The organism is Micromonospora sp. WMMD708 (genome assembly GCF_049315245.1).
GTDB lineage: Bacteria > Actinomycetota > Actinomycetes > Mycobacteriales > Micromonosporaceae > Micromonospora > Micromonospora wenchangensis.
In genome coordinates, this window is record NZ_CP186060.1 from 2,495,294 (window position 1) to 2,508,889 (window position 13,596).

The 13,596-nt window shown below is 71.2% G+C and carries 8 protein-coding genes; 3 read left to right on the forward strand and 5 right to left on the reverse strand.

The window, feature by feature from the left end; all coding sequences use genetic code 11:
• The first annotated feature begins 490 nt into the window (after nt 1–490).
• Both ACN260_RS11020 and ACN260_RS11025 read left to right on the forward strand, forming a co-directional pair.
• Nucleotides 491–1,879: an endo-1,4-beta-xylanase gene (locus ACN260_RS11020; RefSeq protein WP_422755865.1), complete on the forward strand. Its 1,389-nt coding sequence runs from the start codon at nt 491–493 to the stop codon at nt 1,877–1,879.
• Between the two features lie 246 nt (nt 1,880–2,125).
• The gene (locus tag ACN260_RS11025; RefSeq protein WP_422755866.1) at nt 2,126–3,439 is read left to right on the forward strand and encodes a PHB depolymerase family esterase; all 1,314 of its coding nucleotides are present in this window, start codon (nt 2,126–2,128) and stop codon (nt 3,437–3,439) included.
• Nucleotides 3,440–3,599: 160 nt separating this feature from the next.
• Here ACN260_RS11025 and ACN260_RS11030 read toward each other — a convergent pair whose 3' ends face one another.
• From ACN260_RS11030 to ACN260_RS11050, 5 genes are all read right to left on the reverse strand, one after another.
• Nucleotides 3,600–5,429, reverse strand: coding sequence for an alpha-galactosidase (locus tag ACN260_RS11030; RefSeq protein ID WP_422755867.1), 1,830 nt, complete (start codon nt 5,427–5,429; stop codon nt 3,600–3,602).
• Nucleotides 5,430–5,451: 22 nt separating this feature from the next.
• Nucleotides 5,452–6,921 (reverse strand): arabinofuranosidase catalytic domain-containing protein, encoded by a 1,470-nt coding sequence (locus tag ACN260_RS11035; RefSeq protein WP_422755868.1) that lies wholly within the window; start codon nt 6,919–6,921, stop codon nt 5,452–5,454.
• 102 nt (nt 6,922–7,023) lie between these two features.
• A complete protein-coding gene (locus tag ACN260_RS11040) occupies nt 7,024–8,403 on the reverse strand; it encodes a PHB depolymerase family esterase (RefSeq protein ID WP_422755869.1) in 1,380 nt (459 codons plus the stop codon).
• A 275-nt stretch (nt 8,404–8,678) separates the two neighbouring features.
• Entirely contained in the window at nt 8,679–9,662 is a 984-nt protein-coding gene (locus ACN260_RS11045; protein WP_422755870.1) for a LacI family DNA-binding transcriptional regulator, read from the reverse strand.
• Between the two features lie 476 nt (nt 9,663–10,138).
• A complete protein-coding gene (locus ACN260_RS11050; protein WP_422755871.1) occupies nt 10,139–11,491 on the reverse strand; it encodes a LacI family DNA-binding transcriptional regulator in 1,353 nt (450 codons plus the stop codon).
• 411 nt (nt 11,492–11,902) lie between these two features.
• On the opposite strand from ACN260_RS11050, the gene ACN260_RS11055 reads away from it, so the two are divergent.
• Nucleotides 11,903–13,468, forward strand: coding sequence for a glycoside hydrolase family 27 protein (locus ACN260_RS11055; RefSeq protein WP_422755872.1), 1,566 nt, complete (start codon nt 11,903–11,905; stop codon nt 13,466–13,468).
• Nucleotides 13,469–13,596 lie beyond the last annotated feature (128 nt).

The window sequence follows — 13,596 nt, forward strand, 5'->3', positions numbered from 1 at the left end:
CGCTCACAGTCGATGTCGAGGACCACCGCACCTGATGGCTCACCGGGCGAGCCGTGCTGGTCGAGCCTCGGATCGTGGCGTCCCCCCAGGGCATGTGGGACGTCGGGACAGGATTTCCCATCAGCAGCTGCCGGCGACGGCGCGACCGGCCCCGAGCAGGGGTGGGACGACTCCGTCGACGGCCGGCCCGGTCTCCTCGAAGGAGGATCATGGCGCCCTTTTCGGGAGGCGCTGCGCCGTTGCCCACAGCGGGTGATCCTCGCGCCGACCCGGGCCGCGGCCCCGGCGTCGAGGTCACCGAGGTCGACGGCCGGCACGGACCGCGACGGGGACATCGCCGACAGTCCCTCGTCCGGGCCGGGTGCGGCGGCCACGATGGTGCGTCCTGGCCGACCGGACGGCGGATCCCGCCGGCCGGCCCGACCCACCGCACCGGGAACCGGGCACCTCAGTACCACCACCGCTGCACCCACCTCGAAAAGGATGCGACATGAGACCCAAGAGAGCCCTACTGGCCACGGCGACCCTCGCCGTGGCCGGCGCACTCACCGTCGGGATGACGTTGGCGCTGGCCCCCGCAGCCAGCGCCGGGACGACCCTGCGGGCGGCGGCGGCCGAGAAGGGCCGCTACTTCGGCGCGGCGGTCGCGACGGGCAAGCTGTCCACCAGCACCTACACCACCATTCTCAACCGCGAGTTCAACTCGATCGTGGCCGAGAACGAGATGAAGTGGGACGCCACCGAGCCGCAGCAGGGCCGGTTCAGCTACACCGGCGGCGACCGGATCGTCAGCCACGCCCAGGCCAACGGGATGAGCGTGCGTGGCCACGCGCTGCTCTGGCACCAGCAGGAGCCGAGCTGGGCGCAGGGCATGTCGGGCAGCGCGCTGCGCAGCGCGATGATCAACCACGTCACCCAGGTCGCCACCCACTTCCGCGGCAAGATCTACGCGTGGGACGTGGTGAACGAGGCGTTCGCCGACGGTGGCAGCGGTGGGCGTCGTGATTCCAACCTCCAGCGCACCGGTAACGACTGGATCGAGGCGGCGTTCCGGGCCGCCCGTGCCGCCGACCCGGGCGCGAAGCTGTGCTACAACGACTACAACACCGACGGCGTCAACGCGAAGTCGACGGGCGTCTACAACATGGTGCGGGACTTCAAGTCCCGGGGCGTGCCGATCGACTGCGTCGGCTTCCAGTCCCACCTGGGCACCACGATCCCGGGTGACTACCAGGCCAACCTCCAGCGCTTCGCCGACCTCGGCGTGGAGGTGCAGATCACCGAGCTGGACGTGATGACCGGCGGCAACCAGGCCAACATCTTCGGCACGGTCACCCGGGCGTGCATGAACGTGTCGCGCTGCGCCGGCATCACGGTGTGGGGGGTGCGCGACTGCGACTCGTGGCGCGGCTCCGACAACGCGCTGCTGTTCGACTGCAACGGCAACAAGAAGCCGGCGTACGACTCGGTGCTGAACGCCCTCAACGCCGGGCCGGGCATCCCCAACCCGACGACGACGCCGCCGAACCCGACCACCACCCCGCCGAACCCGACGACGCCCCCGCCGACGACTCCGCCGCCGGGTGGGTCGGGGTGTTCCGCGTCGGTGTCGTTGAATTCGTGGACCGGTGGTTTCGTGGCCACGGTGAAGGTGACCGCGGGTTCGTCGGGTACGCGTGGTTGGACGGTGAGCATGACGTTGCCGGGTGGGGCGAGTGTGACCGGTACGTGGTCGGCGACGGCCAGTGGCAGCTCGGGCACGGTGCGGTTCACGAACGTGGACTACAACGGTGCGCTGGGTGCGGGTCAGTCGACCGAGTTCGGTTTCCAGGGCAACGGCAGCGGGGCGGGGATGACCCCCACCTGCACCGCCAGCTGAGCACCGGCGTCAGTCGAGTACCACCGAGAGTCGAGTACCACCGTGAGTTGAGTACCGCCGCCGGCCCGACCCGGGCGTACCGGGTCGGGCCGGCGGTGCATCACCGCCACCCGCCGGCCGGCGCGACGCGCCCCGGCCGGACCATCGTCGGCCAGCCCCGGACCGGGCCGGTCCGGTCCGTCGTCCCGCACGCCGGGACGGCCCGTCGTCCGCCGCTGACGACCGACTCCGACAGAGGAACCGCCGATGAAACCCCGACTCGCACTGCTGGCCGCCGCCCTGGCGACGGCCCTGGCGACCGTCACGGCCGTGGTCACGGCCCCCAACCCGGCGTCGGCCGCGACGCTGACCCAGGTGACCAACTTCGGCACCAACCCGACCAACCTGCAGATGCACCTCTACGTGCCCGACCGGGTGGCCGCCCGGCCGGCGCTGCTGCTGGCCCTGCACTACTGCACCGGCAGCGGCCCGGCGCTGCACACCGGCTACGGCCTCAGCTCGCTGGCCGACCGCTACGGCTTCATCGTGATCTACCCGTCGGTGACCCGCAGCAGCAAGTGCTGGGACGTCTCCTCCCCGCAGGCGTTGCGGCGTAACGGCGGCAGCGACCCCGTCGGCCTCAAGTCGATGATCGACTACGTGCAGAGCCGCTACCCGGTCGACGCGAACCGGATCGGCGTCGCCGGGTTCTCCTCCGGCGCGATGATGACCAACGTGATGGCGGGGGTCTACCCGGACGTCTTCAACGCCGGCGTCAGCTCCTCCGGCGTCCCGTTCGGCTGCTTCGCCACCACCAACGGCTCGGAGTGGAACAGCGACTGCTCCGGCGGGCGGATCGTGAAGACTCCGCAGCAGTGGGGTGACCTGGTCCGCAACGCCTACCCCGGCTACACCGGCAAGCGGCCCCGGATGCAGATCTGGCACGGCACCACCGACACCACGCTGAGCTACGTCAACTTCGGCGAGCAGGTCAAGCAGTGGACCAACGTGCTCGGTGTCTCGCAGACCCCCAACTTCACCGACTACCCGCAGACCAGCGCCACCCGCACCCGCTACGGCGGCACCGGTGGCACGCCGCCGGTGGAGGCGATCAGCTTCCAGGGCTACGGCCACTCCATCCCGTTCGACGCCGCCCAGGCCGTCCGCTTCCTCGGCTTCGACAGCGCCAGCCCCACCACCCCGCCGCCGAACCCGACCACCACCCCGCCGAACCCCACCACGCCGCCGCCGAACCCGACCACGCCGCCGCCGACGACCCCGCCGGCCACGGGCGGGTGCTCGGCATCGGTGTCGTTGAATTCGTGGACCGGTGGTTTCGTGGCCACGGTGAAGGTGACCGCGGGTTCGTCGGGTACGCGTGGGTGGACGGTGAGCATGACCCTGCCGGGTGGGTCGAGTGTGACCGGGACGTGGTCGGCGACGGCCAGTGGTAGTTCCGGGACGGTGCGGTTCACGAACGTGGACTACAACGGTGTGCTCGGTGCGGGTCAGTCGACCGAGTTCGGTTTCCAGGGCAACGGTAGCGGGGCGGGGATGACCCCCACCTGCACCGCCAGCTGACCGACGCGACCGACGGCTCCGGGCGGCGCACCCCCCGCAGAGGTGCCCGCCCGGAGCCCCGTCGCACCCGGAAAACTCCGGGCGACCAGCGACAAGGCGCAGGGCCGGGGAGCGAACCCGGCCCTGCGCCTGCCTCACCGGCACAGGCGTCCCTGCCGCGTCACACCGGCGTCCGTCGCCACTGCTGGCTGGTGCCGGTGCCGCAGGTCCACTGCACGACCTGCACCCCGTCGGTCAGCCCGGCGTTGAGCACGTCGAGACACTTGCCGCTGTGCCGGGCCACCAGTTGCACCCAGCCGTCACCGACGTCCTGGAGCCGCCACTGCTGGTTGGTGCCCCCGTTGCAGGTCCACTGCACCACCCGGGCGCCGTCGGCGGTCGTGCCGGTGCCGCCGTAGACGTCGAGGCACTTTCCGCTGTTGACGCTGACCACCGTGGACCAGCCGCCGCCGACGTCGGAGAGCCGCCACCGCTGGTTGGCCTGACCGTTCGCGGCCCACTGCACGACGTTCGCGCCGTCGGTCGCGGCGGCGTTGCTGACGTCCAGCAGCTTCGCGCTGTGCCGGGCGGTCAGCGTCGCGGTCGTCGGGGTCGGGGTGGTGGTCTGCGGCGTCAGCCGGTAGAGCCCGGCACCGTGGGCGGGCAGCGAGCGGCTGAACGTCCCGGTCGAGGCGCCCAGGGCCGAGCCGGACCACAGGTCGGTCGCCGTTGCCGAACCGATGCCCAGGTCGGCGAGGTTCAGCGACACGGTGGCCGCCGCGCCCTCCCGGTTGAACAGGGCGACGTACCGGTCGGCGCTGTCCGGCACGTCGGCGACCCACACCTGCCGGGTGCCGCCGGTGAGCTGCCGGTTGTTGGCGCTGCGCTGGTCGACCGCCAGCACCGCGCTGTTGGTCATCAACGCCAGCTCCGCCGGCCGGTTCTCCACCAGGTTGCCGCCCCACATCAGCGGTGCCCGGTTGATCACCCACAGTGACATGAGGGTGCGCTGCTCGTCCGCGCTGAGGTTCGAGTAGCGCGGCGAGCCGACCGGGCCGTACTTCGACAGCCGGCCGATCGGGATCATGTCCGGATCGGGCCAGGCCCCCGGCCCGCGGTACGGCGTCCAGTTGCGCAACTGGTCGAACAGCGCGTCCACCGACGACCAGTTGTCCCACAGGTCGTTGACGATCCGCCACATGTGCGCGTTGCTCTGCACGTGCGGGCCGGCGGACAGCGGCGTCGCCCCCGGCGACAGGCTCAGCACCATCGGCCGGCCGCTGCGCCCGATCGCCGTCCGGTAGCCCTCGACCTCCGCCTGCCGGTACGTCGGCGCGGCGATGTCGTCGATCTTCACGAAGTCGACGCCCCACGCGGCCAGCAACTGGAACACCGAGTCGAGGTACGCCTGGGCGCAGGGGTTGGACATGTCCAGCCCCCACATCAGGTTGAGCCAGGCCGCGCTGTTGCCCGCGTCGATCTGGTCGGCCCGGCACGAGGTGCCCAGGATCGGCACGTTGTCCGCGACCGCCTGCCGGGGGATGCCCCGCATCAGGTGTACGCCGAACTTCAGCCCCTGCGCGTGCACGTGGTCGGCCAGCGGCTTGAACCCGTTGCCGCCGGCCGCCGACGGGAACCGGGTGGTGTCGGGCAGCAGCCGCCCGTTGGCGTCCATCCGCAGCCGGGGTTGCAGGTTGGCATCCTGGTTGGGGCTGCCGTTGTGCTGCCCGGGGTAGTACCAGGCCCAGTCGACGACGATGTACTGCCAGCCGTACCGGCGCAGGTTCGCGCCCATGTAGTCGGCGTTGGCCCGCACGTCGGCCTCGGTGACGCTCCAGTTGAACGAGTCGTAGCTGTTCCACCCCATCGGCGGGGTGTCGGCGACACCGTTGTCCCACGCCTGCGCCGGCTGGGGCCCGGTGCCGCCGACCAGGCCCGTCACGAGCAGGAGGGCGGTGGCGAGCAGGCCGGCCACCCGTCGGGCCGCCGCGGGGATGACACCGTGCTGCATCGGACCTCCTCGGCCATCGGGGTCAGCGGTAGCCGGCGGCGGTGATGTTGGCCTGCACCGCGTTCTCGGTGGCGTCCGACGGGTAGCCGGCGACCATCGCCCCCTCGTAGAACGTGCCGACGCTCTGGTTGGTGTTGTCGATGCAGCAGTCCCCGCCGCTGCCCAGGATGATCGCGCCCTGCTTGCGCATCGGGCTGTACCCGCGCGGCAGCGACCCGTCATAGAGGGTGTAGAGGCTGCCGGACTGCGCGTTGCTGCCCTTGATGGCGAAGCGGGAGGTGCCGTTGTTCTTCAGGGTGGCGGTGACGAACTTGCTGGTGAACGCCCGCTGGTTGGAGTTCCACGAGCTGCTGCCGCCGGGGTAGAGGCCGTACTCCAGGTCGGCCTGCACCCACGGGCCGGAGCCGGAGCAGCCGCCGAACCAGCAGCTGGTGCCGAAGTAGATCGCGTCCATCGCGCCCGCGCCGTCGGCCCGGCGGGTGGTCTCGCTGTTGCCGTAGTCGAAGCAGCAGCCGCTGTTGACGTGGGTGCCGCTGGTGACCATGTACATGCCCTCGGGCGCGGCGCCGGTCGGCACCCCGGTCAGGTGACCGTCGCGCCAGTAGCTGCTCTTGCCGGGGATGTAGAGCGAGTAGACCTTGTCCCCGCCGACCGTCACCGACTCCTTGTTCGCGACCGCCGGCTGGACGGCGCCACCGACCCCGCCGGGGCCCTGGTAGCCGAGGTTGTTGCCGCGCCCGGACTGGTCGTAGATGACCGTGATGACGCAGGTGGTGTTCGCGCAGAAGCTGTCCTGGCTGGCGGCGTTGGCCCGTCCGCCCGGCGACAGCACCCCGATGTTGCGGGTGGTGTTGTCCGAGGACCGGCGTACCTGGTAGAGCGAGCCGTTGTAGGCGGCGTAGAGCGCCCGGGTGGTGCTGTGCGCCGCGATGCAGGCGGTGCCGCCGGCGGCGTAGATGTCACACGGCTGGCTGGTTGCGGGCGGCGGCGTGGTCGGTGGCGGGGTGGTGGGCGGCGGCGTGGTCGGCGGGGGCGTGGTCGGCGGGGGCCCGGTGGTCGGGTTCACCCCGCCGGTGCAGGTGGTGCCGTTGAGGCTGAACGAGGTGGGCGCGGGATTGCTGCCGGTCCACGCGCCGTTGAAACCGAAGCTCGCGGTGCCGTTGGTGGGGATCGCGCCGTTGTAGCTGGCGTTGGTGACGGTGACCTGGCCACCGGCCTGGGTGTAACTGCCGTTCCACAGCTGGGTGATGGTCTGCCCGGCGGCGTAGTTCCAGGTCAGCCGCCACCCGTCCACCGCGTCACCGAGGTTGGTGATGGTGACGTTGGCCCCGAAGCCACCCTGCCAGGACGAGCTGACGGTGTAGTTCACCTGGCAGCCGGCGGCGGCGGCCGAGGCGGAGGTCTGGGTGGCGGCGGCGGTGACGAGCAGCAGGGCGGTGGCGGTGGCGGCGACCAGCGCCGGCCGTCGGCGGAGAAGTCGGTTTTCTCGCACGGGATCTCCCGGTGGTGGAAGGACGGTGTGGTACGCCCCGGCGGGCTGGTGGACGGGTCACCCCCCGCCGCCGGGCGGGGCGACGGGGGGTGACCCGGCGGGTCAGGCGGTGACGCAGGTCGCGCCGTTGAGGGTGAACGTCGCGGGGGCGGCGGCGTTACCGGTGTGGGTGGCCTGGAAACCGATCGTCGTCGACGCTCCCGGGGCCAGCGTGCCGTTGTAGCTGACGTTCGTGGCGGTGACCTGGCCGCTGCTCGGCGCGTAGCTGGCGTTCCAGCCGCCGGTGATGACCTGCCCGGCGGGCAGGGTGAACCCCAGGGACCAGCCGGTGAGCGTCGTGCTCCCGGTGTTGACGATGGTGATGCTCGAGGTCAGCCCGTTGTTCCACGCGCTGATCGTGTCGGTGACCCGGCAGGCTCCCGACTGCGACGTCGGCGTGGGCGTCGGGGTCGGGGTGGGGGTGACCGTCGGGGTCGGGGTCGGCGTGGTCGTCGGCGTCGGGGTGGGCGTGGTCGTCGGCGTCGGCGTCAGGGTGGGGGAGGGTGTGGGGGCGCTGCCGTCCAGGCCGAGGAACGTGATCGCGTACGCGAGTTGGCCGGCCATCGGCAGCTGGTGTCCCACCCCGGCGATGCTGATCCCCTCGACCGGGGACTGCGGGCCCGTCCCGCCGTACCGGGTGCGGGTCCAGGAGGACTGCGGGCGGTCGGTGACGGTGGGCGTGGTGCTCAACCCGTGCAGGTTGGTCCACTGCTTGATCTCTTCACCGAAATTCGGGTACGCCAGGGTGGTGTCCGTCGCGCCGTGCCACAGCTGCATCCGGGGATAGCGGCCGGTGTACCCGGGGTACATGGCGCGGGCCTGGTCGCCCCACTGCTGCGCCGTCTTGATCACGTTGCCGCCGGAGCACCTGCTGTTCCACAGTGAGCCGTCGGTGGTGGCGAAGCAGCCGGCCGGCACCCCGGAGAACGCGGACGCGGCGGAGAAGACGTCGGGGTACTGCGCCGCGAGCACGTTGGTCATCATCGCGCCGGAGGAGAAGCCGGAGACCACGATCCGTGCCGGGTCGACCGGGTAGCGCTGCCGGGCGTACGCGACCATCGACATGATCCCGGTCGAGTCGCCGCCTCCGTTGCGGGTCAGCGCGGCGGGGGTGGAGACGTCGAAGCAGCTTCCGCTGCGGGTCGCCTCGGGCACCACGATGAGGTAGCCGTAGCGGTCGGCGGCGGTGACGTAGTCGCGCCCGTTGCCGTTGAAGATGCCGCTGGCCGAGCCGCTGCAGTAGTGCACGAGCACCAGCAGCCCCGGGCGGGGCGCGAGGTTGTTCGGGGCGTACAGGTACATGTTGAGGTTGGTGGGATTGTTGCCGAATCCCGTCACTCTGGTCAGGGTCGCCGCGGTCGCGGGCTGTGCCGTCACCAGGACGGTGGCTGCCGCGACACCGAGGACGACGGCTGCCAGCGCGGCGCGCAGACTGCCCTTCATCGGTGGCCTTTCTTCCAGGGTGGGAGCGCCGCGCCGGGGGTTGGTGCGGGCGTCACGCCGGCGTCGGCCGAACCCGGGAAAGAAGGGTCGCCGGGCGGTCCGAGGTCGGTTCCCGAGAATTGACGATTGTCGTTACGTTAACGTTAACACTGACCGCTGTCCATAGCTGGCGGTTGCGACGCGGAACTGATCCGGCAATGCCCTGCCCGGCACAGCCGGGGACCGCTGGTGGCGGCGTTCCCCGGCTGGTGACGCCGACGGCGCGACCGGCCCGGTCACCGGGGTGCGGCGACGCTGTCCCGGGTGACCAGGGTGGGGGAGACGGTCCGCCGCAGGGTGTGGTCGACCCCCGCGTCGATCTGCGCGAGCAACAGGTCGAGGCTGGCCTCCGCCACGGTGTCGAAGTCCGGCCGGACGGTGGTCAACGGCGGGATGAAGTACGCCGCGTCCGGCACGTCGTCGAAGCCGACCACGCTGACCTCCTCCGGCACCCGCCGACCGTGCTCGTGCAACGCGTGCAGCACGCCCAGCGCGAGGTCGTCGTTGGCCGTGAAGATCGCGGTCACGTCCGGGCTGCGGGCGAGCATCTGCCCGCACCGGTACCCCGAGGCGGCGGACCAGTCGGCCTGGAGCACCGGCGGGATGTCCGCGCCCGCCGCCTGCAACGTCTCCCGCCACCCCGCGATCCGCCCGGCGCTGTCGAACCAGTCCGCCGGGCCCGAGACGTGCCAGACCGTGCGGTGGCCGGCGTCGAGCAGGTGCCGGGTGGCCAGCCGGCCTCCCTCCACCTGGTCGATGGTGACCAGCGGCACCGGTCGCCGGGGGTCACCATCCACGGTGACCAGCGGAATGTCGGTGGGCAGGCACTCCAGCGCCTCACCTGCCGACTCCACCGGCGCGATCACCACGATCCCGGCGACCCGGTGGGCGAGGTGCCGCTCGACGACTGTGGTGATGGAGGTGCGGTCCAGGTTGCGCACGCTGCCCACGCTCACCGCGAAACCCGCCTCGGCCGCGGCGAGCTCGAACGCGGACAGCAGGGAGGCCGGGCCGTAGAGGGTGGTGTTGAGCGCCACCACCCCGAGCACCTGGGACCGCCCGGTGACCAGGGTGCGGGCCGCCCGGTTGGGCCGGTAGCCGAGTTCGGTGATCGCGGCCTGGACCCGAAGACGGGTCTGTTCCCGCACGTGCGGATGACCGTTGAGGACCCGCGACACGGTCTGGTGTGACACTCCGGCGAGGCGGGCCACGTCTCTCATCGCTGGAGCGCGCACAGTCATCCCACACCTCTCGGTCCGCCCCGCAGCCCGCTACCGGCGGAGCAGCCCAGCCCGGCGTCCGGGCAGGGACGACGGACACGAGGCATGGGCGCACACGCCGTGGACAACGCTGGATCAGCGAGAGTCTACGCGGCGTGTCGCCCAGGATGGGTCGGTGACGCGACCGGGTGTCGTCCGCGTGCCGTGATATTCGTCATCACGGATCGCGGGCGGTGTACGAACTGGCGGTGACGGTGGCCTGGTCCCTCCCTGGGTCCTCGCGGGTGCCCGGCCCGCGTCTGCCGGGCCGGCCGACCTGTGGTGGAGCATGTCCCCGATCGGGGTGGCGGGGCACGTCGACGGTGGTGTGACCGCGCGCGACGACCTGCCGCATCGATCGAGTCGGATGCTACTCGAAACGGTTCGGTAACGACAAGGACAGGTTTCCGCGATCCGGTGGGCCCGCCCCGGGCGGGTCACCGGTCGTACGCGACGGCGGTGCTGTCCCGCACCACCAGCGTGGTCGCCAGCTCCACCCGGGTCTGGGCGAGGCTCTTGCCGGCGGCCAGGGTCAGCACCATCCGGGCCGCCGCCGCGCCCATCTCGGCCAACGGCTGCCGCACCGAGGTCATCGGCGGCCCACAGAACATGGTGTACGGGATGTCGTCGAAGCCGACCACGCTGAGGTCCCGGGGAATCCGCCGGCCGGCCAGTCGGGCCGCCTCGTAGACCCCGAGGGCCTGCAGGTCGTTGCCGCACACGATCGCCGTCGGCGGCGGGTCCTGCCGGAGCAGCTCCTGGCCGTGGTTGAGGCCGTCCTCGAAGGAGAACCAGTGGCCGTGGCGCAGCCGGCGCGCGGGCAGTCCGACGCCGGCCGCCTCCAGGGCCGCCCGGGCACCGTCCAGCCGGGCCTTGGCGCAGAGCCGTTCGGTCGGTCCGGAGATCACGCCGATCCGGTGGTGGCCGAGGTCGAGCAGGTGGCGGGCGGCCTCGAAGCCGCCGCTCCAGTTGGTCGAGGTCACCGACGGGACGGCGTGCAACGGCGGCTCGCCGGTGGGGTCGAGGACCACCAGCGGGATCGCACTCGCGGCCAGCAGGGCGTGTTGTTCGGAGGTGAAGCCGAGGTGGACCGCGATCACCCCGGTCGGGCGGCGGGCCAGCAGGTCGCGGGCCCAGAACCGTCCCTCCGAGACCTGCCGGCGGGCGTCGGTGAAACCGACGGCGAACCGGTGCGCACCGGCTACCTGCTGCACCCCCTGCATGATCATCACCGCCAGGTTGCTCTGCATGCCATAGAAGACCACCTCCACGCTGGCGTGCGGGGTGCCCAGTTCCGGCCGGCGGTAGCCGTGTTCGCGCAGCAGCGCCTCCACCCGGGCGCGGGTCTCCGCCGCGACCCCCGAGCGGCCGTTGAGGACCTTCGACACGGTGGGGGCCGACACGTCCGCCAGCCTGGCGATGGTGGTCAGCGTGGGTTCGCCCCGCCTGCGGCTGCGCCGTTGCGGTCCCGTCGCCCGACCGGTCGGCGTGGTGGGGGCGGGTACGGACGCGGCGGGGGTGGGGTCGACCGGGGCCGGGGGAACATCGTCGGCCGGCGTGCGCGCTGCCGGCGGGCGCCCGAGCTGTCGTCGTACCGTGTCGAGCAGTCTGCTGCGGACGGATTCGGCGTGCCGCGCGGCGACCGGCCCGGCGGGTACCGTCTCGGTGAGGTAGCGCCGCCGTTTGGAGACCGGGTCGATGCCGGCGTACACCCGCACCCGCAGGGAGCCGCTGGGCAGTTCCTCGATCTCACCACGGGCCCGTCGACCGGGCGTGGAGCCATCTGGCATGGAGCCATGGTATTCGATATCAGGTGTGCTGGATGGCTCCATGATGGCTCCATGAGTGCGGGCGTTCCCGCGTCCACCGCCCGATGTCCGCCCGGTGCGGTCGGTCCGCCCGCCGTCGACCGTCACGCCCCGCCGCCGGCTGTGGCACTCCGACCGGCGGTGGGGCGACCGGATATCAATCGATGTATGGAAGTGGTTGAATAGCCTGAAACGCTTCCGTAACATGGGGGGCCATTGTTAGCGCTCACACCGGTGGTCGAGCGGACGGCTTCCGCGTCCGACGGGGGCCCCGGCCGGGCAGTGCCACTGATTGGAGACCTCGTGAAGCGATTCGGGCGAGCCCGGCACTGGGGGCGGGCGGCAGCGGCCGGCCTGCTCCTGGCCGGCGTCCTGGTGGGCGTACGCGCCCCGATGGCGCAGGCGTTGGACAACGGTGTGGCGCGGACGCCGCCGATGGGCTGGAACAGCTGGAACACCTTCGGCTGCAACATCAACGAAACCCTGATCCGGCAGATGACCGACGCGATGGTCAGCACCGGCATGAAAGACGCCGGCTACCAGTACGTCGTCGTCGACGACTGCTGGATGAACCCCAACCGCGACTCCGCCGGCAACCTCCAGGGCGACCCCACCCGCTTCCCCTCCGGCATGAAAGCCCTCGGCGACTACATCCACGCCCGCGGCCTCAAATTCGGCATCTACCAAGCCCCCCTCGACAAAACCTGCGCCCAATACTTCAACTCCTACCCCGGCGCCACCGGCAGCCAAGGCCGCGAAGCACAAGACGCCCGCCAATTCGCCAACTGGGGCGTCGACTACCTCAAATACGACTGGTGCTCACCCACCGGCACCATCGACGACCAGGCCCGCGCCTTCGCCAAAATGCGCGACGGCCTCGCCGCCACCGGCCGACCCATCGTCCTGAGCATCAACAGCAACAGCATCCACTCCAAAACCGGACCCCAACGCGACTGGGGCGACGTATCCAACATGTGGCGCACCACCGAAGACATCACCAACACCTGGAACAGCGGCCAAACCAACGGCTACCCCATGGGCATCCAAAACATCATCGACGTCACCGTCCCCCTCGCCGCCCGCGCCAAACCCGGCGCCTTCAACGACATGGACATGATGGAAGTCGGCCGCGGCGGCATGACCGACACCGAAATGCGCTCCCACTTCGCCCTCTGGGCCATCCTCGCCTCACCCCTCATCGCCGGCAACGACCTCCGAAACATGAACACCGCCACCCAAACCATCCTCAAAAACCCCAACCTCATCACCATCAGTCAGGACCCCCTCGCCCTCCAAGCCACCCAAATCTCCTTCGACGGCACCCGCCGAATCCTCGCCAAACGACTCGCCAACGGCGACACAGCCGTCGCCCTGTTCAACCAAGGCACCTCCACCACCACCATCACCACCACCGCCGCCGCCATCGGCAAGTCCGGGTCCTCCTTCACCCTGGTCGACGCCTGGACCAACGCCAGCACCACCAGCACCGGCACCATCTCGGCCAGCGTGCCGTCGCACGGCACGGTGGTCTACCGGGTCAGCGGCGGTGGGACCGCTCCGCCGACGACGCCGCCGCCGTCCACGACGAACGCGCTGTCCAGCGTCTCCTCGGGCCGCTGCCTGGACGTGCCGCAGAGCAACACCGCCAACGGCACCCAGCCGGTGATCTGGGACTGCAACGGGGCGGCCAACCAGCGCTGGACGGCCAATGGCCAGACCCTCCAGGCCCTCGGCAAGTGCCTGGACGCGCCGCTCAACGCCACCGCCGGCGCCAAGGCCCAGATCTGGGACTGCAACGGCGGCACCAACCAGCAGTGGACGTTCAACGCCAACGGCACGATCAGCAACGTGCAGTCCGGCCTCTGCCTGGACGTGAACAACAACGGCACGGCCAACGGCACCACCGTGCTCCTGTGGACCTGCACCGGGGCGGCCAACCAGCGGTGGAACCGGATCTGACCGCGACGTCGTCGGCCACCCGGCACCCCGGGTGGCCGACGACCGGTGGTTGCCGGGACCCCGACGGTGTGGTGCGGGCACCGTCCGGGCCCCGGTCGTCCGACGCCCCCCGTCGACGTGGCGGTGGG

Coding starts and splice junctions, on each gene's coding strand:
- ACN260_RS11020 (WP_422755865.1), top strand. CDS start 491: ATGAGACCCAAGAGAGCCCTACTGGCCACGGCGACCCTCGCCGTGGCC.
- ACN260_RS11025 (WP_422755866.1), top strand. CDS start 2,126: ATGAAACCCCGACTCGCACTGCTGGCCGCCGCCCTGGCGACGGCCCTG.
- ACN260_RS11030 (WP_422755867.1), bottom strand. CDS start 5,429: ATGCAGCACGGTGTCATCCCCGCGGCGGCCCGACGGGTGGCCGGCCTG.
- ACN260_RS11040 (WP_422755869.1), bottom strand. CDS start 8,403: ATGAAGGGCAGTCTGCGCGCCGCGCTGGCAGCCGTCGTCCTCGGTGTC.
- ACN260_RS11045 (WP_422755870.1), bottom strand. CDS start 9,662: ATGAGAGACGTGGCCCGCCTCGCCGGAGTGTCACACCAGACCGTGTCG.
- ACN260_RS11050 (WP_422755871.1), bottom strand. CDS start 11,491: ATGCCAGATGGCTCCACGCCCGGTCGACGGGCCCGTGGTGAGATCGAG.
- ACN260_RS11055 (WP_422755872.1), top strand. CDS start 11,903: ATGGCGCAGGCGTTGGACAACGGTGTGGCGCGGACGCCGCCGATGGGC.